This window comes from Streptomyces longwoodensis (genome assembly GCF_001514125.1).
In the GTDB taxonomy this organism is placed as follows: Bacteria; Actinomycetota; Actinomycetes; order Streptomycetales; family Streptomycetaceae; genus Streptomyces; species Streptomyces longwoodensis.
The window spans coordinates 51131-76196 of sequence record NZ_KQ948566.1 but is presented as its reverse complement, the minus strand read 5'-3'; the positions used below and the strand labels follow the sequence as shown (position 1 = coordinate 76196).

4 protein-coding genes are annotated in these 25066 nt (G+C 75.7%); all 4 read left to right on the top strand.

Going from position 1 to position 25066, the window contains the following annotated elements:
- Positions 1 to 103: 103 nt before the first annotated feature.
- Entirely contained in the window at positions 104 to 1864 is a 1761-nt protein-coding gene (locus AQJ30_RS34135) for an immunity 49 family protein (protein ID WP_067241611.1), read from the top strand.
- 1322 nt (positions 1865 to 3186) lie between these two features.
- On the top strand, positions 3187 to 4395 hold the full coding sequence (locus tag AQJ30_RS34130) for a cytochrome P450 (RefSeq protein ID WP_067241609.1): 1209 nt from the start codon (positions 3187 to 3189) through the stop codon (positions 4393 to 4395).
- Between the two features lie 87 nt (positions 4396 to 4482).
- Positions 4483 to 5838, top strand: coding sequence for a serine hydrolase domain-containing protein (locus tag AQJ30_RS34125; RefSeq protein ID WP_067241607.1), 1356 nt, complete (start codon positions 4483 to 4485; stop codon positions 5836 to 5838).
- Positions 5839 to 6322: 484 nt separating this feature from the next.
- Positions 6323 to 25060: a non-ribosomal peptide synthetase gene (locus AQJ30_RS34120; RefSeq protein ID WP_067241605.1), complete on the top strand. Its 18738-nt coding sequence runs from the start codon at positions 6323 to 6325 to the stop codon at positions 25058 to 25060.
- Positions 25061 to 25066: the final 6 nt, after the last annotated feature.

The following is a 25066-nucleotide window of genomic DNA, read 5'->3' as shown; positions in this document are numbered from 1 at the left end:
CGGGTCTTGGTGCTGTGCACGGGCTGGGGAGCGGGCGACCGCGCGTCTCCCTGTCAGAGCCGGCACCTACGCTGTCGGCAGTATTCGATCAAGGAGTGGGACCGTGCGGATAGAGCGTCACCAGGTGGCCGGGGCAGTCGTGTCGGCGGCGCGTGAGGACTTCACGAACCGGATCGGGCGCACGGTGCGGTCCATGTCGCGGGGCGGCCGGATCGGGGCCCATGCATGGCAGTCGATCGCCGGGGAGTTCCTCGACTACCTGGGCGCGCTGTCCGTCGACACGCCCGACCTGGACACCCCGGAGGCCCGGGCGGCGCTCAAGGACGCGGCCGAGGCGGCGGCCGGTGCCGTCGCCTACGCGGCCTACGTCCCGCACGCGCCCTTCCACGTCTTCCTGGAGTACGTGGACTTCGGCCTGCGCTACGACCGGGGTGACGACGCCCCCGCGGAGAGCGTCAGGCCCGGGGAATGGGTGGACGCGCTCTGTCTGTCCGCTCTCCGGGACAAGGCCGAGGAGCACGGCGAGGCCTTCCACTTCGCGCGGGAGAAGTTCGTCGGGGAGGCGGAGGGAACGCCCACCGGGGAACTCGCCACCGGGCTGATGGCGGTGGTGCTGGACGACACGGGCGACATGGCGGAGTATCCGCCGACCGCGCAGGCCAAGCTCGCCGCCGTCGACGCGGCCCTCCAGCGGGTCCGTGCCCGCGCCGACGGGACCGGCGAGCCGTTGCTCGACCAGCCGGACACCACGGCCCTGCGCACGCTGCGCGCCCTGACCGCCGGGGACCGCCCGGCCTTCGACGCCGGGCTGTCCGAGCTGCTGGTGGGGCACTCACGCCTGCACGGTGGCCCGTCGGCCGCACCGAGCAGCCTCCTTCCGCTCGTCCCCCTCGCCCTGGCGGCGCTGGCCTATCGGACGTGGGGCTGGGCGCCTGCCGTGCGCACCGACTACCTCCCGCACGCCCTGGTCACCGGCTTCGAGGCCCACGGCCCCCGGGTCGGGGGGTTCGGCCGGAACCGGCGGCCGGACGCCGTCGCCGCGCTCGCCGCGGGCCCCTTGGTGGTAGAGCGGCCGGACCGCGACCGGACGGTGCACCCGGACATGCTGGCCCTGTACGAGGAGCAGCTCCACGAGGCGCTCACCGCAGAGGACGGGACGCCGCCGTCCTTCTCGCGACTGGTGTGGGCCATGGCCGACCAGGAGCGCCTGTTCAAGTGGCGCGTGGGTGCCCCCGGCGGCGCCACGGACGCCGTCCTCGCCCACCTCCGGCTCGCCTCCCGGATGCAGACGGCCGTCTTCCGGATCGCCCTGGCGGAGCCCGGGAGCGAGGTGGAGGTGACCCTGGACGGCCGCCCGCTGCGCTACCCGGCCCAGCGGGGCTCAGCCGCCGGTGCCGGCACCTGGCACACGGCCACGTCCCTCGCCCTGATCACGGGCGTACGTGAGGACCTGGCGCCCCTCGTCGTCGCCGGGCCCCTCTTGGCCGGCCCGGACGGCTCCGCGTTCGCCGCGTACCGCCAGGCGCTGCACGCCTACCTGAGGGGCACCGATCCCGAGCAGGCCGCCCAGCGGGCGCTGGACCAGGAAGAGAGGGCGAAGGGCTGGGGCTTCGCCATGCCGCCCGCCGTGCTGCTGTCCCAGCTCGTGGAGGGCGACGAGGTGAGCTTCAACCTGGCCCTCGCCGACGCCCTCGAGGCACACCGCGCCCACTACCAGGTCGCCGACCGCGCCGACGATCCCGACGCCGGCATCGACCTCGACGTCCTCGGTCTGGCCTGCCACGCCCGCCGCCGTGGCTGGGCCATCCGCGTCGACTCCCCGTACCTGCCGCAGGCTCTCCTGCGGGCGGCCCAGCCCTTCTGACCAACGGCTCCGGATCACGCCGACCAACTGCTGCGGATCATCGGGGTGTTGGCGCCTGCCCCCGCTTGCCAAGCCTTTACCCCTGGCGAGCCCTGCGCTGCGACCGAGCCCGACAACTTCGCATCGCGTCTGATCGTCCAGAGGGGCATTCGGATCGGTTCCCGGGCGGTGGTTGACAGCGTTCGCATCGGCCTTCATGCCGACCAGCAGCGCCTACTCCACCGGGGTGGGCCCGGCTTCACCGCCTTGTGCTACCTGGTGTTGGACGGACCGCATCATGCCGTTCGCAGGGTGGTGCGGTCCGTGTCTACATCATCTGGCGCAAAAAATGCGCGCCGGTCGCCGCCCTTGCGCGGTCATGAAGCGGGCGAAGGTTGTCGGATGGGGAAATAGGTGTATTGAGCTGAGTCGGTGAGCTGTCGTTGGGGGAGCGCCGGCCGTTCGGGGCCGGAGATCCTGCCGTTGCCGGTGACGGATGGTCAGCACCGCACATCACACGGTGTGTTGCCCGCCGTGCGCTGGTCCGGGCCGGGCCTGCGCGTCACCTTCCGGGGCCGCCGAGCGGAGGTACGCGGCCGGCGTTCCGGTGGCGCGTGACCTGCTGGTGCAGGGCAGTCGGTGGGCGCGGGGCCGCTGTCAATTCCTCGATCCGGCCGAGTCGGTGGGCGGTCGAGCGGGTGCCGTGGGGCCGGGACGGCGGAATCGAGGGTGGTACGCGGGGTGTCGGGACGCGCGCGAATTTTTCTTCCACACCCCGGGTTTGAGTGTGAAACCCCGGGATACACGCGGTCATTGGCGGGTTGCCGCACGGCCACCCCCTTCGATTTCGGGGGGTTGCCATCCGATGACCCAACGTGAAAACTGTGAGCGCATCGGCCCGGACGAACTGTGTCGAAGCGCATTCTTGACACGTACATCGTGGAATAGGGGACTCGCGCAGGGCCGCTGCGCGTGAGAGATCACTGGGGGGACGTGGTGGTGTCTGCAAGGTGTCCTGGCCGCGGGTCGCCAGGCTGCGCTCGGGCGGGTCTGTCCGTTGCCCGGCGGGCGTCCGGTCCGCTCGGAACCGCCGCCCCGCCGTCCCCGTTCCGCCAACGGGTCAGCTGACCAGCCTGACCGGCCACGTCCGGACGGCGGACCGACCGCCGCCCGCAGCCGGCCGACCCGGCCGGACCACGCACCGGCCCCCGGCACGCGGACACCACCCCGCGGGACCACCGCTCGACGCCCGCGCCCCGACGGCCACCGCTGCCCGCGGCCGGCCACGCGGCACCGCCGGTCACCCACCGCCGTGCCCGCGCGTCCTCACCCAAGGAGAAACGGTGACAAGCACACAACTGACCGGGGCCGACTCGCCCCTTGACGCGTTACCCGAGAGATGGCGGTCCTTACGCGGCGCGGGTCCCGTGACGTACGACGAGGAGCGGCGGCAGTGGCACGTCGTGGACCACCAGGGCGTCGCGGCGGTCCTGTCCGACCCGGCGACGTACTCCTCCGACATGACGCCGATCGCCCCCACCCAGGAGGACTTCGAGACCTTCACCCAGGGCAACTTCGTCGGCATGGACCCGCCGGAGCACCGCAAGCTCCGCACCCTGGTCAGCCAGGCCTTCACCCCACGCGTGGTCCACGGACTCGCGCCGCGCATCGAGGCCATCTGCGCGCGGCTCTTCGACGGCGTCGCCGACCGCGACCGCTTCGACCTCGTCGACACCCTCGCCTACCCCCTGCCGATCATCGTCATAGCCGAACTCCTCGGAGTCCCCACCGAGGACCACCGGCTGTTCCAGGAGTGGGCCGCGACCCTCTTCGGCGGCGACCAGCTCGGCGACAGCCTCGACATGGCCGACCTGGAACGCGCGCTGGAGGCCATAGCCCCGACCGTGCGCGAGATGAACGGCTACGTGCTGGACCACATACGCCGCCGCCGCGCCGACCCCGGTGACGACCTGACCAGCAGACTCCTCTCCGCCGAGGTCGACGGGACCCGGCTGGAGGACCAGGAGATCGTCGGCTTCGTCGCCCTGCTGCTGGTCGCCGGACACATCACCACCACCGCGCTGCTCGGCAACGCCGTGGTCACCTTCGACCGGCACCCCGGCACGCTCGCCGCGCTGCGCAAGGACCCGGACCGGGTGCCCGCCGCGGTGGAGGAAGTCCTGCGCTGGCTCCCGCCCTTCCCCGAGCTGGGCCGGCGCACCACCCGAGCCGTGGAGCTCGGCGGCCACGAGATCCCGGCCGACACCCTGCTGATGGTGCACCTGGGGGCCGCCAACCGCGACCCCTCCCGCTTCACCTCGCCGGACGTCTTCGACCCGGCCCGCGATCCCAACCCCCATCTGACCTTCGGGCACGGCATCCACTTCTGTTTCGGCGCCCCCCTGGCCCGGCTGGAAGCCCGTATCGCCCTGCAGATGATGATGGATCGCTTCCCCGACGTCGCGGTGCCCTCGTACGACGACGTCACGTACCAGAACCCGGCCGTCATCGTCGGCGTACGCCACCTGCCGATCGCCGTCACCAGGCCGTAAAGCACGTCGACGCGCACCCCCGCACCGCTCACCGCGGGCCGGCGCGTCCGCTCTCCCGCACCCGCTCTCACCAGGAGTCACGTCCCCATGCCCTACTCGACCGCCGCGCCGGCCACCGACCGGCCATCGGCCCCCTCACACCACGAGTTGCGCAGTCACCTCGACTCCCTCGCGCGCATCCACCGCGTGCCCGGCGCCCAGCTCGCCGTCCACACGGGAACCCACCTCGTCAGCCTGCACACCGGCACCGCCGACGCCCTGACGAACACCGCGTTCACCGCGCGGACGGCCGTCCCCCTGGGTTCCGTCACCAAGGTCGCCACCGCCACAGCCGTCCTGCTCCTCGCCGACGACGGCGACATCGACCTGGACGAGCCTGTCAGCGACCTCCTGCCCGACTTACCCGGCGGACTCCCCGATGTGACGGTCCGTCACCTGCTGAGTCACACCGCCGGCCTCCCCACCGGACCCGACTCGGACAGTGCCGTCGGCAGCACCGCCTCCCGCTACCTCTCGACCGTCTGGACCGCCCGCAACACCCTGTTCGCACCGGGCACCGGATTCTCGTACTCCAACGCCGGCTACGTCGCCGCCGGCCGCATCCTGTCCGAAGTGACGGGCATGACCTGGCAGGAAGCGGTGACCGCGCTCGTCCTGGAACCCCTGGGCATCGTCCCCGCCTTCCTCGGCGACGCCGTCCCCGCGCGGCCGCTCGCCAGCGGCCACGCCCTCAACACGGCCACGGGCCTGGTGCGCCCGGCCCACCAGAACCTCGCCCCGGTGGAGGCCCCGGCCGGAGCCCTGCTGGCCAGCGCCGAGGACCTGGTCACCCTGGGCAGAGCTCTCATCGGCAGATCGTCCGCGCTGCCGGCCGCCGTCGCCGACCGGATGCGCCGCCCCGAACCGGCCGCCGACGCCGGCGCGCTGGCGGCCTCCTGGGGCCTGGGCCTCGCCCTCTTCCAGCAGGACGGCCGGGCGTGGTGGGGCCACGACGGCAACGCCCAGGGCACCTCCTGCCACCTGCGGGCCGACGCCGAGACGGGCGTCGTCGTCGCCTTCACCGGCAACGCCGGTGCCGCCACCGCCCTGTGGCGCGACATCGCCGCGGAACTCACCCGGCTCACCGGCATCCGCGTGCCCACCGGCCCGTCCGCCGACACCCGCCGCGGACCCGCCGTGACCCTCACCGACTGCGCCGGGACGTACCGCAACGGCGGCATCGAGTACACGGTCAAGCTCGACGGGGAGGGCAAGCCGACCCTGTCCGTCGACGGCGACTACCCGATCCCGATGGTGTGCTACGCGGACCTGTCCTGCGACCTGGTGGACCCGTCCACCGACCGGCTCGAACCGGGCGGCCGCTTCCACCGCGACCCGGTCACCGGGGTCATCGACCGGCTGCAGATATCCGGGCGCACCGCGCGCCGAATAGGCACCGGCTGACGGCACGGCGCACCGGCCCCGGCCGGTCACCCCGTCGCACCGGCACTCCGCTGGTCACCCGTCGCACCGGCACCGGCTGATCGCGCGCCGTCCAGGCGCCGACCCGCCGCGCGCGGACGGGTGCCGACGGGCCGAGCGCCGCACCCGCGACGTCCGACCGCGCGCGCGATCTACGCCGACTGACCGTGCGCGCGACCGGCGCCGACAGGCCGGTGCCCCAGGTCGCCGATAGGACGGCGCCCCCACGGGCGCCGGCCGGCCAGTGCCGAAGGACGTCGACCGACCGCCTGCCCGATCGGCACCGTCCACCCCCGCGGCCGGACCGGCACCGTCCGCCCGCGCGGCACCGGTACGGCCCCGTCGTGTCCCGCACCCGCACCCGCCCCGTACGCAAGGACTCCCGCCCCGCTCCGGTGTGCCCACGGGCCGCCCGGAAGCGGAGCGGCGGGCCCGCGCGCCCCACCGCTCGAAGGACTGCACCCCGATGACGGACCTGCACGCCCAGCGCCCCGCCACGCCCCCGCCGGCCGGCTCCGTCCCGCCGGCCCCCGCTCACGTCACCGCCCGTCTCGTGCCGCTCGGTGAGCTGTTCGCCCGGCAGGTGACGCGCGACCCGGACGCCCCCGCGGTCACCGACGGCCGGCGCACCTGGTCGTACGGGGAACTCGCCCGCAGGGCGGCCCGGCTCGCCGCCCACCTCGCCGCGCACGGCGCCGGACCGGACCGGACCGTGGCCCTGGTCCTGCCGCGCTCGATCGAACTGATCGCCGCCGAGCTGGCCGTGGCCCTCGCCGGGGCCGCCTTCCTCCCCGTCGACCCCGACTACCCCGCCGAGCGACGGGCGTTGATGCTCGCCGACGCCGTGCCCGCCGTCGTCCTGGACGACCCGGAGCGGGTCCGCGCACTGCTGGACGGCGAGGCCGGAGAGGACGGGGAGGACGGAGAGGCCGATCTCCCCGCGAGCCGCGTGCACCCCGACCACGCCGCGTACGTCATCTTCACCTCCGGCTCCACCGGCACCCCCAAGGGCGTCACCGTCACCCACCGGGGCATCGCCGGTTTCGCCGCGGCGGCCGCCGAGCGCTACGCCGTCGGCCCCGGCGACCGCGTGCTGCAGTTCTCCTCACCCAGCTTCGACGCCTCCGTGCTGGAGCTGTTCATCTCCGTGCTGTCCGGCGCCGCCCTGGTCGTCCCGCCGCACGGGCCCTGGCTGGGCGACGAACTGGCCACCGTCCTCGCCGAACACCGCATCACCCACACCCTCATACCGCCGGCGGCCCTCGCCACCCTGCCCGACCCGGCGGACCTCGGCGGGCTGCCGTCACTGCGCACCCTGATCGTCGGCGCGGAGGCGTGCCCGGCCGCCCTCGTCGACCGGTGGGCCCCCGGCCGCCGCATGATCAACTCGTACGGGCCCACCGAGGCCACCATCGTCGCCACCTGGACCGGACCCCTGACCGCCGGCACCGGCACCCCCACCATCGGCGGCCCGCTGCCCGGCACCGAGGCCCACGTCCTGGACGCGGCACTGCGCCCGGTGCCGCCCGGCGGCGAGGGCGAGCTGTACGTGGGCGGCGACGGCCTGGCCCGCGGCTACCTCGACCGCCCCGGACTGACCGCCTCACGGTTCGTCGCCCACCCCTCCGGGCCGGCCGGCGCCCGCCTCTACCGCACCGGCGACCGGGTGCGCCGGCGCGACGACGGCGAGCTGGAGTTCCTCGGCCGCGCCGACCGACAGGTCAAGGTGCGCGGCTTCCGCATCGAACCCGGCGAGATCGAGGCCGCCCTGACCCGGGACCCGCAGGTCCGCGAGGCCGTCGTCGTGGTCCGCGACCAGGACCCGGGCCGCGGCCGGCTCCTCGGCTACGTCACCCCCGCCGACCCCGCCCGCAGACCCGGGTCGGCCCGGCTGCGCGCCGCCCTCGCCGCCGCGCTGCCCGCACACATGGTGCCCTCCGCGATCGTCGTGCTGGACGCGCTGCCGCTCACCCCGCAGAACAAGATCGACCTCAGGGCGCTGCCCGCCCCCGGCGCGGCGCCGGCCGAGCGGCACGTCGCACCGCGCACCGACGGCGAACGCACCCTGGCCGCGATCTGGGCCGACGTCCTCGGCGTCGACACCGTCGGCGTCGACGACGACTTCTTCGACCTCGGCGGCGACTCGATCCTCGCGGCCCGCGTGCTGACCCGCGTCCGGGAGGCGTCCGGCGCCCGGCTGACCCTGCGCGACGTGTTCACCGCGCGGACCGTCGGCGCGCTCGCCCCGCTGACCGCCGAGCCGTCCGCCGCCCCGCTCGAGCCGATCCCCGCCGCCCCGCGCTCGGAACCCGTACCGCTCTCCAGCGCCCAGCGGCGCCTGTGGTTCCTCGACGACCTCACCGACGGCGGCACCGAGTACAACACCGGCGTCGCCCTGCGCCTGCGCGGCCCCCTCGACCCGCCGTCCCTGGAACGCGCCCTGCACCGGCTCGCCGCCCGCCACGCCTCCTTGCGCACCACCTTCGCCACGGTCGACGGACAGGGCGTCCAACTCGTCGCCCCCGAGGCGGACCTGCCGCTGCGCACCGCCGATGTCGGGCACGTGCCCGCCGACCGGCGGGACGGTGCCGTCGAACGCCTGCTGACCGACGAACTGCGGCGCCCCCACGACCTGACGACCGGACCCCTGACGCGGGCGCTGCTCGTCCGCACGGCACCCGAGGACCACGTGCTGCTGCTGGCCCAGCACCACATCGTCACCGACGGCTGGTCGGTCGGCGTCCTCACCCGGGACCTGGCCGCGCTCTACCGCGCGGAGGCCGCCGGCGAACCCGACGGGCTGCCCGAACAGGCGGTGCAGTACCCGGACTTCGCCCTGTGGGAGCGCGAGCGGCAGACCGCCGACGCCCACGCCGACGACCTCGCCTACTGGAGACGCCACCTCGCCGGCCTCCAGCAGCTCGACCTGCCCACCGACCGCCCGCGCCCCGCGGTGCGCACCACCGCGGGCGCCGCCCACCACCAGGACGTACCGCCCCACCTGGTGGACCGGCTGCGGCAGTTGGCCGCGGGCCGCGACACCACCGTCTTCACGGTGTTCGCCGCCGCGGCGGCCGTGCTGTTCGCCCGCTACTCGGGCCAGCGGGACGTCGCCTTCGGCACCGTCACCAACGGCCGGGAGCGCCGCGAACTCGAGGACGTGACCGGCTTCTTCGCCAACACCGTCGTGCTGCGCGGCGAGGTCGACGACGCCGCCACGGTCGACCGGTTCGTGCAGAGCATGCGCGCGACCGTGCTGGACGCGTTCGCCCACGACGGCGTGCCCTTCGACCGGGTGGTCGAGGAACTGGCCCCGACGCGCGACCCCAGCCGCACCCCGCTGGTGCAGGCACTGGTGGTGCAGCAGGCCGCCCCCGCCCGGCCGCCGGTCGCCGCCGGACTGCGCATCGAGGACCACCCGCTGCCCCGCCCGGCCGCCCGCTTCGACCTGGTGCTGGAGTTCGCGCCGCGCGCCGACGGCGGACACGACCTGACGGTCGAGTACAACACCGACCTGTTCGACGCGGCGACCGTGGCCCGGATGGCCCGGCAACTGCACCACCTGCTCGAGGGGATGGCGGACGGCCCCCAGCGGACGCTGGCCGACCTCCCGCTGCTGTCCGACGACGAGCGGCGCGTGCTCCTGGACTCCTGGAACCCGCCCGCGTCGGCCGCCGACCCGGCCGCCGGCACCACGCTCCCCGCGCTGTTCGAGGAGCAGGTGGCCAGGACGCCCGACCGGACCGCCGTCACCTGCGGCGACGACCGGCTGGACTACGCCGGCCTGAACCGGCGCGCCAACCGGCTCGCCCGCCTGCTCGCGGCACGCGGCGCGGGACCGGAGTCCCTGGTCGCGCTGTGCCTGCCGCGCACCGCCGGCCTGCTGCCGGTGCTGTGGGCCGTCCTGAAGTCGGGCGCCGGCTACCTGCCCGTCGACCCCGCCTACCCGGCCGAGCGGATCCGCTTCATGCTCACCGACGCGGCCCCCGCCCTCGTCCTCGCCACCCGGGAGACCGCGCACGCGCTGCCCGAGGGCTGCGAGCCGCTGCTGCTGGAGGACGTGGCGCCCTTCGTCACCGAGACGAGAACCGACACGACCGCCCACGCCACAGCGGACACCACAGGCGAGGCCCCGGCCGACGCCGCAGCCGGCCCTGCGGACCCGGCCGACGCCGCAGCCGACCCCGCGGACCCGGCCGGTGCCGACGCCTCCCCGGCGGACGCCGACCTCACCGACGCCGACCGCACGGCCCCCCTGCACCCGTCCCACCCCGCCTACGTCATCTACACCTCCGGCTCCACCGGCCGGCCCAAGGGCGTGGTCGTCCCGCACCGCAGCGTGGCCGCGCTGGCCGCCTGGGCCCGGGAGACGTTCGGCGAGCGCGGCTTCTCCCACGTCGTCGCCTCCACCTCCCTGAACTTCGACGTGTCCGTCTTCGAGCTGCTGTGCCCGCTGCTGGCCGGCGGCAGCGTCGACCTCGTCGCCGACCTGACCGCCCTCGCCGACCTCCCCGCCCCCGCCGACGGCTCCGGCCCGCGCCGGGCCGGGCTGCTCAGCGGTGTGCCCTCCGCGCTGTCCCGGGTGTTCGGCGGCGCCGGCGCCCTGGAGGCGGACACCGTCGTCCTGGCCGGCGAGGCCCTGCCCGCCCGCACCGTCCGGGACCTCAAGGACGCGATGCCCGCGGCCGAGGTGGCGAACATCTACGGCCCCACCGAGGCCACCGTCTACGCCACCGCCTGGTTCTCCGGCGGCACCGTCCCCGACCAGGCCCCGCCCATAGGGCGCCCCGTCGCCCGCACCCGCGCCTACGTCCTCGACCACCTGCTGCGTCCCCAGCCGCCCGGTGTCACCGGCGAGCTGTACCTCGGCGGCGGCGGACTCGCACGCGGGTACCTGCACCGGCCCGGCCTGACCGCCGCCCGCTTCGTCGCCGACCCGTTCGGCGTCCCCGGGGAGCGCATGTACCGCACGGGCGACCTGGTGCGCTGGAGCGCCGACGGCCAGCTGGAGTACCTGGGCCGCGTCGACCAGCAGGTCAAGGTGCGCGGCTTCCGCATCGAGCTCGGCGAGGTCGAGGAGGCCCTGCGCGGCTGCGCGGGCGTCGCCGAGGCCGCCGCCACCGTCCGCGACGCCGACGGCCACCGCCGCCTCGCCGGGTACGTCGTGCCCGCCCCCGGCGCCACCGTGGAGCCCGAGGCCGTGCGCCGCGCCCTCGGGCGCACCCTGCCCGACTACATGGTCCCCTCGGCCGTGGTGGTGCTGCCCGCCCTGCCGCTCAACCCCAACGGCAAGCTGGACCGCGGCCGGCTCCCCGACCCGGCGCCCGCCGAACGCGCCGCCCGTCACGTCGCGCCCCGCACCGCCACCGAACGGACCCTCGCCGCCATCTGGGCCGGCGTCCTGCACGTGGAGCGGGTCGGCGCGGACGACAACTTCTTCGCGCTGGGCGGCGACTCCATCCTCAGCATCCAGGTCGTGGCCCAGGCCCGGCAGGCGGGCCTGACGATCAGCTCGCGGGACCTCTACCAGCACCAGACGCTCGCCGCCCTGGCCCGCCGCGCCGACGAGGCCGGCCGCCGGAGCGGGACGGCCCCGGCCGCCCCCGTCGAGGCCACCGGCACCGCGCCGCTGACCCCCATCCAGCACTGGCTGTTCGACAGCGCCGCCGAGCGGGCCGGGCACTTCGCCCAGACGCTGTCGCTGGACCTGCCCGCCGACGTCGACGAGGGCGCCCTCCAGGCCGCCCTGGACGACGTGGTCGCCCACCACGACGCACTGCGGTCCCGGTTCCTCGCCGACGGAGCGGGCGTACGGTGGCTGATCGACCGGCCGGCCGCGCGCTGCCGCCTCACCCGCCACACCGGCCCGGACACCGACGCCCCGCACCTCGGCCCGTACGACCTGGACCACGGCCCCCTGCTGCGCGCCGTCCTGCACGACCGGGGCGACGGACGGCCGCCGGTCCTGCACCTGTCGGTGCACCACCTCGTCGTGGACGGTGTCTCCTGGCGCCTGCTCCTGGAGGACCTCGAACTCGCCTACCACGCCCGCCGCGAGGGCCGCGACGGCGCGGCCGCGCTGCCCCGCAAGTCCTCCCCGCTGCGGCAGTGGGCCGAGCGGCTGGCCGCGCACACCGCCGCCGGCGGCTTCGCCGCCGAGAAGGCCTACTGGACCCGGGAGACCGAAGGCGCCCGGGCGGCGCTGCCCGCGGACCGGGAGGGCACCAACACCTACGCCTCCCAGCGCTCGGTGACGGTGCGGATCGGTCCCGAGGACACCGACCTGCTGCTGCGGACCCTGCCGGAGACGTACCGCACCCGGGTCAACGACGTCCTGCTCGCCGCGCTCGGCCGGGTGCTGTGCGGCTGGAGCGGGCACGAGCGGGTCCTGGTCGACGTCGAAGGGCACGGCCGCGAGGACCTGTTCGCCGACGTCGACACCAGCCGCACCGTCGGCTGGTTCACCACCCGCCACCCCGTCGCCCTGGCCGTCCCGCCCGGGGTCGGCTGGGACGGCGTGCTCAAGCAGGTCAAGGAACATCTGCGCGCGGTGCCCCGGCACGGCATCGGCCACGGCGCGCTGACCCTGCCGGGCCACGACCGCGCACCGCTCCCGGCGACCAGCGCGCACATCAGCTTCAACTACCTCGGCCGGTTCGGCCTGTCCGAGACGTCCGAGGAGGGCCTGTTCCGCGGGCTGGCCCGCCCGCTGGAGCTGGACGCCGACCCCGCCTCGACGCGCCCCCACCCCCTGGAGGTGGTGGGGCGGCTCGACGGCGACAGCCTGGAGTTCACCTGGTTCTACTCCGACCGGCTGCACCGCCCGGAGACCGTCGCGGACCTCGCGGAACGCTACGCCGACGCGCTGGCCGGCCTCGCCCGGCACGCGGCCCGTCCCGGCGCCGCCGGACGCACCCCCTCGGACTTCCCGCTGGCCCGGCTCGACCAGAGCCACGTCGACCGGATCGCGGGGGAGGACCCGGCTGGTCTGGAGGACGTCCACCCGCTCACGCCCACCCAGGCCGGCATGCTCTTCCACCGGCTCTCCCAGGCCGACCGCGGCGTGTACTTCCAGCAGTTGACGTTCGTCCTGGACGGCGTGCCCGACCCGGCCGTGCTGGCCGACGCCTGGCAGCGGGTCACCGACCGCACCCCGGTGCTGCGCGCGCGGGTGGTGTGGGAGGACGTGCCCGAGCCGCTGCTCGTGGTGCAGCGCCGGGCCGCCGTACCGGTGGAGACCGCCGACTGGCGCGGCCTGACCGCCGCCGAGCAGGACGAGCGGCTGCGCGACCTGCTCGACCGCGACCGCGCCCGGGGCGTCGACCTGACCCGCGCCCCGCTCCAGCGCCTGGTCCTCGCCCGGGTCTCCGACGCCGCGGTGCGCGTCGTGTGGTCCTTCGACCACCTGGTCCTGGACGGCTGGAGCCTGTTCCAGGTGCTGTCCGACGTCTTCGCCTGCCACGCGGGCCTGTCCGGCACCGCCCCGATGACGCTGCCCGAGCGCCGCCCGTTCCGCGACTACGTCGCCTGGCTGCGTGAGCACACCGACGGCACCGAGGGCGAACGGCACTGGCGTGCCCGCCTGGACGGCCTGGCCGAGACCACCGCGCTGCCCTTCGACCGCGAGCCCCGCGAGAGCCACCGCGCGGAGTCCACGGCGGCGGTGCGCGTCACGGTGCCCGAGGCCGTCACCAAGTCTCTGCTGGACGTGGCCAGGACGGCGGGCCTGACGGTCAACACCCTCGTCCAGGGCGCCTGGGCGCTGCTGATGAGCCGTCAGGCGGGCCGCGAAGAAGTGGTGTTCGGCACCACCGTCTCCGGGCGGCCGCCCGAGCTGCCCGGATCCGACGCCATCACCGGCCTGTTCATCGCCACCCTGCCCACCCGGGTGCGGGTGCCGCGCGACGAACCGCTGCTCACCTGGCTGGCCCGGCTCCAGCAGGAGCAGAGCGAGGACCGCCGCCACGACCACGTGCCGCTGCACCGGATGACGGCGTACACCGACCTGCCCGAGCGGGCCGCCCTGTTCGACAGCATCGTCGTGTTCGAGAACTACCCCGTGGACGACGACCTCGCCGCCGCCCACGGCCTCGGGCTGAGCGGCCTGGAGGGGATCGAGACCACCAACTACCCGCTCAGCCTGGTCGCCTACCCCGGCCCGGAGCTCACCCTGCGCCTCGGCTACGACCCGGACCTGTTCGACACCGCCACCGTCGAGCGGCTGGCCGAGTACCTCACCGTCCTGCTGGAGGGCTTCGCCGCCACCCCGCGGTCCACCCCCGCCCGGCTGTCCCTGCTGACGGCCGCCCGCCGCGAGCAGGTGCTGCACACCTGGAACGACACGGCCACCGACGCGCCCGTCACCACCACCGCGGACCTCTTCGCCGCCCAGGTGGAACGCACCCCGGACGCCGTCGCCCTGCTGGCCGGCGACGAGCGGCTGACCTACCGCGACCTCGACGCCCGGGCGAGTGCCCTGGCCGGCCGCCTGGCCGCGCTCGGGGTGCGCCCGGAGGTCGCCGTCGGCGTGCTCATGGACCGCTCGCCCGCCCTCGTCGTCGCCCAGCTCGCCCTCGCCCGCCTCGGCGGCGTGTACGTCCCGCTCGACGGGCGGGCCCCGGCGGACCGGCTGCGCACCATGCTCACCGAGGCCGGCGCCGACCTGCTCCTCACGGACGCCGAGTGGCACACGACGGCCGCGGACCTCCTCCCCGCAGGACACGTCCTGCGCCCGGACCTGGACACCGACGGGCCCACCGCGGACCTCGCCACCGTGCCGCGCGTGCACCCGGACAACGTCCAGTACCTCATGTTCACCTCCGGCTCCACCGGCAACCCCAAGGGCGTGGCCGCCCGGCAGCGGGACGTCGCCGCGCTCGCCCTCGACCGCGCCTTCGCGCACCACGACCGCGTCCTCGTGCACTCCCCGCACGCCTTCGACGCGTCCACCTACGAGCTGTGGGTGCCCCTGCTGCGCGGCGGCACGGCCGTCCTCGCCCCGCCCGGGGAGCTGGACGCCGCCGCCGTACGCCACGCCATCACCGAACAGGGCGTCAGCTGCGTGTTCCTGACGATCGGTCTGTTCCGCCTGTTCGCCCAGGAGGACCCCGCCTGCCTGCGCGGCGCCCGCGAGGTGTGGACCGGCGGCGAGGCCGTGCCCGGCGCCGCCGTACGGCGCGTGCTGGACGCCTGCCCCGACCTCACCGTCGTCGACGTCTACGGCCCCACCGAGACCACCACCTTCGCCACCCGCCGGCCCTTCCGCGCCGGTGACACCCTGTCCGCGGCGCTCCCCATCGGCCGCCCCCTCGACGACACGCGCGCCTACGTCCTGGACGGCGCCCTCCAGCCCCAACCACCGGGTGTGCCCGGCGAGTTGTACCTCGCCGGCGCAGGACTGGCCCGCGGCTACACCGGCCGCCCCGGCGCCACCGCCGCCCGCTACCTGCCCGACCCCTACGGACCGCCCGGCGGACGGATGTACCGCACCGGCGACATCGTGCGCTGGAGCGCCGACGGCGACCTGCACTTCGTGGGCCGCGCCGACGACCAGATCAAGATCCGCGGCTTCCGCGTCGAGCCCGCCGAGATCGAGGCCCGGCTCACCGCGCACCCGGCGGTCGCCGAGGCGGTGGTGTCGGTGTCCCGGCACGAGGGCCGCAAGCGCCTGGTCGCCCACCTGGTGCCGGCCCCCGGCGCCACCGTGCCGCAGACGGCCGAGCTGCGCGCCCACGTGGCCGCGGAACTGCCCGACTACATGGTCCCGGCCGCGTTCGTGCCCCTCGCCGAGCTGCCCCTGACCGCGAACGGCAAGGTCGACCGGCGCCGGCTGCCCGCCCCCGAGTGGTCGGCGGCCGCCGACAGCGCCTACCGCGCGCCGCGCACCGAGGCCGAGCAGGTGCTCGCCGGCATCTGGGCCGACCTGCTGGGCGTCGAACGCGTCGGCCTCGACGACCACTTCTTCATGCTCGGCGGCGACTCGATCGTCAGCATCCAGGTCGTCTCCCGGGCCCGCACCGCCGGGCTCGCGCTGACCCCCAGGGACCTGTTCCGCCACCCCACGCTCGCCGACCTGGCCGCCGCCTCGACCGGCGCGGCCGCGACCGTCGCGGGCACCGGCACGGTCACCGGCGAGGTGCCCCTCACCCCGATCCAGCACTGGTTCCTCGACGCCGAGCCGCCGCGCCCGGAGTACTTCAACCAGTCGGTGGTCGTCGAGACCGGCGAGGACGTCGACCCCGCCGCCCTGCACACCGCCCTGGCCGCGCTGTGGACCCACCACGACGCCCTGCGCGCCCGCTTCACCCGCGCGTCCGACGGCACCTGGCACCAGGAGTACACCGCCGCGGACACCGACGTACCGGAGCTGCTGCGCACACACGACCTGGGCGGCCAGGACACCGAGGCCGCCGCACGGGCCGAGGCCCGCCTCACCCACGAGGCCCACACCGGCTTCCGGCTGGACACCGGACCGCTGATCGCCGCACGCCTCTTCACCGGCGACGGCCGGCCCCCGCGCCTGCTGCTCACGGCCCACCACCTGATCGTCGACGGCGTCTCCTGGCGCGTCCTCCTGGAGGACCTGGAGACCGCCTACCGGCAGGCCAGGAGCGGCGAGCCGGTCCGGCTGCCGCAGCGCACCACCTCCGTGCGGGAATGGGTGCGGCGCCTCACCGCCCGCACCGGCGACGCGGACCTCGCCGCGCAGCGCGCCCACTGGGCAGAGGTCTCCCGGCACTGCGCCGCACCCCTGCCGGTGGACCTGGACGGCGGCAACACCGCCGCCGACCTGCGCGCCGTGACCGTACGCCTGGACCGGCAGCGCACCGAGGACCTCCTGCGCAAGGTCCCCGGCGTGTACCGCACCCGCGTCGACGACGTCCTGCTGACCGCCCTCGGCCGCGTCCTGGCCGACTGGACCGGCTGGCACACCGTCGCCGTGGGGCTGGAGGGCCACGGGCGCGAGGACCAGCACTTCGACGACCTCGACCTGTCCCGCACCGTCGGCTGGTTCACCAGCCTCTTCCCGGTCGCCCTCGACCTGCCCGACGGCGACTGGGGCGCGGCGCTGAAGGCCGTGAAGGAACAGCTGCGGGCCGTGCCCGACCGCGGGATCGGCTACGGCGCCCTGCGCCACCTCGCGGGCGACGGACACCTCACCGGGGCACCCCTGCCCGGCATCAGCTTCAACTACCTCGGCCGGTTCGACTGGTCCACCGCCGACGCCGAGCTGGTCCGGGCCGTGCCCGGCGGCCTGGACGGCGCGGAGGACCCCGGCGCGCCCCGGCCGCACCTGCTGGACGTGGTGGCCCGCGTCGAGGACGACCGGCTGGAGATCACCTGGCACTACAGCGGCGGCCGCCACCGCGAGGAGACCGTCGCCTCCCTCGCCGGGGGCATGCTGCGCGCCCTGGAGGAGATCGTCGCGCACTGCGCCGCCCCGCGGGCCGGCGGCCGCACCCCCTCGGACTTCCCGCTCGCCCGGCTCGACCAGGCGGCCGTGGACCGGGTCGTGGGCGACGGCCGCGGCGTCGAGGACGTGTACCCGCTGACCCCGATGCAGGCGGGCATGCTGTTCCACAGCCTGATGGACCCGCAGGGCCGCACCTACGTCAACCAGGTGCAGGTCGTCCTGCACGGCGTCACCGACCCGCACGCCCTCGCCGCGGCCTGGCAGGACACGGCGGACGCCAACGCGATCCTGCGCACCCGCCTGGTCTGGCAGGAGACCGCCGAACCCCTCCAGGTGGTGGAGAAGCGGGCCGCCGTGCCCGTCACCCACCACGACTGGACCGGCTGGAGCGCCGAGCGCCGCGCGCAGGAGACGGACGCCCTGCTTGCCGCGGACCGTGAGGCCGGCATCGACCTCGGCGCGGCGCCGCTGATGCGGCTCGCGCTGATCCGGCTGGCCCCCGACCGGGTGCGCATGGTGTGGACGTTCCACCACGTGCTGCTCGACGGCTGGAGCGCGGCCCAGGTCTTCGACGAGGTCTGCGAGCGGTACGCGGCCCGCACCGGTGGCCGCCGCCCGCAGGTGCCCGACCGGGCCCCCTTCGCCCGCTACCTGGAGTGGCTGGCCGGCCAGGACACCGCCCGCGCGGAAAGGCACTGGCGCGACACCCTGGCCGGATTCGCCGTGCCCACCGAGCTGCCCCGCGACCGGCGCGCCGCCGACACCCACGGCGCGTCCTCGTCGGGCACCGTGCGGGTGGCCCTCGGCAAGGAGGTCTCGGCCCGGCTCAGGGACACCGCCCAGCGGGCCGGCCTGACCGTCAACACCGTGCTCCAGGGCGCCTGGGGCCTGCTGCTGCATCACTACGGCGGCGGCGACGACGTCGTCTTCGGCACGACCGTGTCCGGCCGCCCGGCCGAACTGCCCGGCGTCACCTCGATGGTGGGCCTGTTCATCAACACCCTGCCCACCCGGCTGCGCGTCGACCGGCGCCGCCCCCTGCTGGAGTGGCTGCGCGAACTGCAGGCCGCCCAGTCCGAGTCGCGCCGCCACGACTTCGTGTCCCTCGCCCAGCTCCAGTCATGGAGCGAAGTACCCGGCGGCACCGGCCTGTTCGACAGCATCGTCGTCTTCGAGAACTACCCGTTCGACGCGGGCGCCCTGGCCCGGCACGGACTCGCCGTCGAGCAGGAACGCGACGTCGAGCCGACCAGCTACGCGCTCAGCGTGGTCGTCGCCCCCGGTGACGACGTCACCGTGAGCCTCGACTACGACCCGGCCGCCTTCGACGCGGCCACCGTCGAGGGGATCGGCGCCAGCCTGCGCACCCTGCTGGCGCAGTTCGCCGCCGACGCCGACCGCTGCCTCGCCGACCTGAGCCCCCTCGAACCGGGCGAAGGGCGGCGCCTGCTGGACCGCCTCGCCGGACCCGGGGCGCGCCTCCCGCGGCGCACCCTCCCGGACGCCTTCGCGGACCAGGTCGCCCGCACCCCCGACGCGCCCGCCGTCCGCCACGGCGGCGAGGAGTTGACGTACCGTCAGCTCGACGAGCGCGCCAACCGCGTCGCCCGCCTCCTGATCGAGGCCGGAGCCGGACCGGAGCGGTTCGTCGCCCTGGCCCTGCCCCGCACCGCCGACCTCGTCGTGGCGCTCCTCGCGGTCCTCAAGAGCGGCGCCGCCTACCTGCCGGTCGACCCCGGCCATCCGGCGGAGCGCATCGCGTTCCTCTTCGAGGACGTACGCCCCGACGCGGTCATCACCAGCGCGGAGACCTCCGCACGGCTGCCGAAGGGCCCGTACACACGGATCACCCTGGACGACCCCGACTGCACCGCCCGGCTCGCCGACGCCTCCGCCGCGCCCGTCGGCGACGGTGAGCGGCGCGGCAGGCTGCTGCCGGAGCACCCGGCCTACGTCATCCACACCTCCGGCTCCACCGGCCGGCCCAAGGGCGTCGTCGTCCCGCACGCCTCCGTGGTGGCGCTGACCGACTGGGCCGCCGCCGAGTTCACCGGCCGCGGGCTCGCCCACGTCGTGGCGTCCACCTCGCTCAACTTCGACGTGTCGGTGTTCGAGATCTTCTCGCCGCTGCTGGCCGGCGGCCGGGTGGAGGTCGTCCGCGACCTGCTGGCCCTCGCCGAGCGGTCCGAACCGTGGCGGGCCGGGCTGCTCAGCGCGGTCCCGTCCGCCCTCGGCCGGCTGCTGGCCGAGGACACCGTGCGCGTGGGCGCCGACACCGTCGTCCTGGCCGGCGAGGCGCTGCCCGCCCGCGCCGTGCGGCAGGTGCGCGCGGCGGTCCCCGGCTGCCGGGTGATGAACATCTACGGCCCCACCGAGGCCACCGTCTACGCCACCGCCTTCACCTGCGACCCGGCCGACCCCGACCGGGTACCGCCCATCGGCCGGCCCGTCGGCGGCGCCCGCGCCTACGTCCTCGACGCCCGCATGCGGCCCGTGCCCGTCGGGGCGCCCGGCGAGCTGTACCTCGCCGGGACCGGGGTGGCCCGCGGCTACCTCAACCGGCCCGGCCTGACCGCCGGTCGCTTCCTCGCCGACCCCTTCGGCCCGCCCGGCAGCCGCATGTACCGCACCGGCGACCTGGTCCGCTGGAGCGCCGACGGCGACCTGCTGTACCTGGGCCGCAGCGACGACCAGGTGAAGGTGCGCGGCTTCCGCATCGAACTCGGCGAGCTGGAGGCCGCGTTGGCCCGGCACCCGCAGGTCGCCGCGGCCGCCGCCCGGGTCGTGGAGCACGACGGCCACAAGCGCCTCGTCGGCTACGCCGTGCCCCGCGCCGGCGACCTCCCGGCGCCGGCCGAACTGCGCGCGTTCCTCGCCCGCACCCTGCCCGACCACCTGGTCCCGGCGGCCGTGGTGCCCCTGGAGCGGCTGCCGCTGGGCGCCACCGGCAAGCTGGACCGGCGCGCCCTGCCCGAACCGGTGTGGTCCGCCGCCACCCCGCAGGACACCCGTCCGCCGAGCACCGCGACCGAGCGGACCCTCGCCGCGATCTGGGCGCAGGTGCTCGGCGTGCCCGACGTGGGCGCCACCGACAACTACTTCGCGCTCGGCGGCGACTCCATCCTCGGCATCCAGATCGTCTCCGCGGCCCGCCGCGCCGGACTGACCCTGACGCCCCGTCATCTCTTCGCCCACCAGACGATCGCCGAGCTCGCCGCCGCGGTGGACACCGCACCGGCCGGCCCCGCGACCGCCACGGCCGACCAGGGTCCGGTCGTCGGCGACGTCCCCCTCACGCCCGTGCAGCACTGGCTGTTCGACGTCCTCACCGGCGACCCGGCCCGCTTCACCCAGGCGGTCTCCTTCGAGGTCGCGCCCGACACCGACGAGGCGCTGCTGCGCGCCGCCCTCGCCGCCGTCCTGGAGCAGCACGACGCGCTGCGCATGCGGTACGAGCGCGCGGGCGACGGCCGGTGGCGGCAGGTGGGCACCGCGCCCGGCGCCGCACCGCACCTGGAGGTGCACCGCGCCCCCGAGGAACCGGCCGACGTGGCCGCCGGGTTGTGCTCCGGGTTCGACCTCGCGGACGGCCCCCTGCTGAAGGCCGCCCTGTGTCACCGGGACGGCGACCGGCCGCCCGTGCTGCTGCTGGCCGCCCACCACCTGGTCGTCGACGCGGTGTCCTGGCGGGTGATCCTCGAAGACCTCGAGGCCGCCCACCGGGCGCTGAGCGCCGGCGAGACCCCCGGCCTGGGCGCGAAGACCACGTCGTTCCGGGACTGGGCCCGGCGCCTGGCCGCGCACACCGCCGACGGCGGCTTCGACGACGAGGTCGCCCACTGGAGCGCCCTGCACCCCACCGGCCTGCCGGCCGACCTCCCCGGCGGCAACACCGCCGCCGACGAGGGGACCGTCACCGTCGGGCTCGGTGCCGAGGAGACCCGGCGCCTGCTGACGGAGGTCCCCGACGCCTACCGCACCCGCGTCAACGACGTGCTGCTGACCGCCCTCGGCCGGGTCCTCGCCCGCTGGACGCGGGAGGACCGGGTGGTGGTCGCCCTGGAGGGCCACGGCCGCGAGGACCTCTTCGACGGCGTGGACCTTTCCCGCACCGTCGGCTGGTTCACCACCATGTTCCCCGTCGGCCTCGACGTGCCGCGCGACGCCGACCTCGGCACCGCGCTCAAGACCGTCAAGGAGAACCTGCGCGCCGTACCGCGCGGGGGAGTGGGCTACGGCGCGCTGCGCCACCTGCACCCGACGGCGGGGGCCGGGCTGCCCGCCCTGCCGCAGATCGCCTTCAACTACCTCGGCCAGCAGGACCGCGACGCCGGCGGGGACGGCCTGCTGCGGGCGCCCCACGAGGGCCTGACCGGCGGCATGGACCGCTCGGCGGAGCGGCCCCACCTCATCGACGTGCTCGGCCGGGTCACCGACCGGCGCCTGGAGTTCACCTGGTCGTACTCCCGCGCGGTGCACCGTGCGGAGACCGTCGCCCGCCTCGCCGAGGAGACGGCGGAGGAACTGCGCCGGATCGTCGCGCACTGCGCCGGGCCCGGCGCGGGTGGCCGGACCCCGTCCGACTTCCCGCTGGCCGCCCTGGACCAGGCCGCCGTCGACCGGCTCGTCGGCGACGGCCGGGACGTGACGGACGTCTACCCGCTCACCCCCACCCAGACCGGCATGGTCGTGCACGGCATGGACGAGCCCGGCGAGGGCCTCTACGTCGAGCAGATCACCTTCGTCGCCGACGGCGTGCGCGACCCCGCGCTGCTCGCGCGGGCCTGGCAGCACGTCGTGGACGCCACGCCCGTGCTGCGCACCGCCGTCGCCCTCACCGGGGTCCCGGTGCCGCTGCAGACCGTGCACCGCCACGTCCCGCTGCCCGTCACCCGGCTCGACTGGAGCGGCCTCGGCGCGGCGGAGCAGGAGGACGCACTGCGCCGGCTGCTCGACGAGGACCGCGCCCGCGGCATCGACCTGGGCCGCGCCCCGCTGCTGCGCGTCACCCTGATCCGGCTCGGCCCGGACGAGGTGCGCGTGGTGTGGACCTTCCACCACGTCCTGCTGGACGGCTGGAGCGTCTTCCACGTCCTGTCGGACGTCCTCCAGGTGCACGCCGCGCTCGCCGCCGGCACCGAGCCCCGCCTCCCGGCCCGGCGTCCGTTCGCGGACTACGCCGCCTGGCTGGCCGACCGGGACGACGCCGCCGCCGAGGAACACTGGAAGGCCGCCCTCGCCGGGTACGCCGCACCGACCCCGCTGCCGTACGACCGCAGGCCCGCCCCGGGCGCCGCCGCCCGGTCGGGCACCTGGCTGTCGCAGCGGCTCGACGCGGCCGGCACCGCCCGCCTGACCGACTTCGCCCGCCGCCACCGGCTCACCCTCAACACCCTCGTCCAGGGCGCCTGGGCGTTGCTGCTGGCGCGCTCCGGCGGCGGGCGGGACGTGTGCTTCGGCACCACGGTCTCCGGGCGGCCCGCCGACCTGCCGGGCGCGGACACCATCACCGGCCTGTTCATCACCACCCTGCCCGCGCGGGTCGCCGTGGACGAGTCCACGCCGTGCCCCGCCTGGCTCCGGGAGGTGCAGGCCGCCCGCGCCGAGGACCGGCGCTTCGACCACGTACCGCTCACCGACCTCCACCAGTGGAGCGAACTGCCCGCCGGCACGGCCCTGTTCGACAGCCTGCTGGTGTTCGAGAACTATCCGGTCGGCGACGCCACCGCCGGAGCGCACGGCGTGCACGTGCACGGACTGGACGCCCGCGAGGCGACCAACTACCCGCTCACCGTGGTGATCTCGCCCGGCGACGAGCTGACCGTGGAACTCGGCTACGACCCGCGGTACTTCGACGAGTCCACCGCCGACGCCCTGGCCGCGCGGCTGATGCACACCCTGACCGCCCTGGCCGCCTCCGGCGACGAGGCGCCGCTGCGGACGGTGGACGTACTGCCGCCGGCCGAACGCCACCGGCTGCTGCACGGACCCGCCCGCCCGCACCAGGCACCGCCGCCCCCGGCGATGCTGCCCGCGCTGATCGAGGCCGCCGTCGACCGTCGGCCCGGCGAACCCGCCCTCGAAGCGGGGGAGTCGACCCTCACCTTCGCGCAGGCGGAGGCCCGCGCCAACCGGCTGGCGCACCGGCTCATCGCCCGCGGAGCGGGGCCCGGCGACATCGTCGCGCTGGTCCTGCCGCGCTCGGCGGACATGGTCCTCGCCCAGCTCGCCGTCGCCAAGGCGGGCGCCGCGTTCCTCCCGGTGGACCCCGGCTACCCGGCCGAGCGGGTCGCGCTGATGCTGCGCGACGCGCGCCCCGCCGTCACCCTGACCGCCGAGGAGGTCGCCGACCTGCTCGCCGCACCGCCCGACGGCACGCCGGGCCACCGGCCCGCCGACCCCGACCGCGTCCGCCCGCTGCACCTCGACGACCCGGCGTACGTCATCTACACCTCCGGCTCCACCGGCACCCCCAAGGGCGTCGTCGTCACCCACCGGGGCCTCGCCGCGTTCGCCGCCGCCGAGGCCGCGCACTACCAGGTGGGCGCCGGGGACCGCGTCCTGGCCTTCGCCACGCCCAGCTTCGACGCCTCCGTACTGGAGCTGTGCATGTCCCTGCCGCACGGCGCGGCCCTCGTCGTACCACCGCCCGGACCGCTGCTCGGCGACGAACTCGCCCGCGTCCTGCGCGACGCGCGCATCACGCACACCCTGCTGCCGCCCGCCGCGCTCGCCACCCTCCCGCCGGACACCCCCGGCACCCTGCCCGACCTGCACACCCTGATCGTCGGCGCGGACGCCTGCCGAGCCGAACTGGTCGCCCGCTGGGCCCCCCACCACCGCATGATCAACTCCTACGGGCCCACCGAGGCCACCGTCGTCGCCACCTGGTCCGACCCGCTCGCACCGGACGGCGGGGCACCGCCCATCGGCCGCGCCCTGCCCGTCACCGCCACCTACGTCCTCGACGCCCACCTGCGCCCCGTCCCCGACGGCGTGCCCGGCGAACTGTGGCTCGCCGGACCGGCCCTGGCCCGCGGCTACCTGGGTCGCCCCGGCCTGACGGCGACGCGCTTCACCGCCGACCCGTTCGGCCCGCCCGGCGCCCGCATGTACCGCACCGGCGACCTGGTCCGCCGCGACGCCCGCGGCGAACTGCACTACCTGGGCCGCACCGACCACCAGCTCAAGCTGCGCGGCCACCGCATCGAGGCCGGCGAGGTGGAGGCGACCCTGGTGCGCCACCCCGCGGTCCTGGACGCCGTGGTGAGCGTGCGGGAGGACGAACCGGGACTGCCGCGCCTGGTCGCCCACGTGCTCGTCGCCCCCGGCGCCGAACCACCCGCCGCCGCCGAGCTGCGGGCCCTGGCCGCCCGCACCCTGCCCGCGCCCATGGTGCCCTCGGCGTTCGTGACGATGGACCGCTTCCCGCTCACGGAGAACGGCAAGACCGACCGGGCCGCGCTGCCCGCCCCCGGCCCGGAGACGCGGCAGCCCGACGCCGCGCACGTACCGCCCCGCACCCCCACCGAGGAGGCCGTCGCCGCCCTGTGGGAGGAGGCCCTGGAGACCACCGTGGGCGCCGAGGACGACTTCTTCGCCCTGGGCGGCGACTCCCTGCGCGCCCTGCTCATCGCCTCCCGCGCCAACGACACCTTCGGCGTGCACCTCACGCCCCGGGACGTCCTGGTGGGCCGCACCGTCGCCGCCCTGGCGGACCTGGTGGAGGAACAGGTGCTGAGCGAACTCGAAGACGCCGCACGCGGCGACAGCGACCACGAAGAACGGTGAGGACCG

Bases quoted from the DNA above. Each gene is read 5' to 3' on its own strand.
- AQJ30_RS34125 (WP_067241607.1), top strand. From the start codon at position 4,483: ATGCCCTACTCGACCGCCGCGCCGGCCACCGACCGGCCATCGGCCCCC.
- AQJ30_RS34120 (WP_067241605.1), top strand. From the start codon at position 6,323: ATGACGGACCTGCACGCCCAGCGCCCCGCCACGCCCCCGCCGGCCGGC.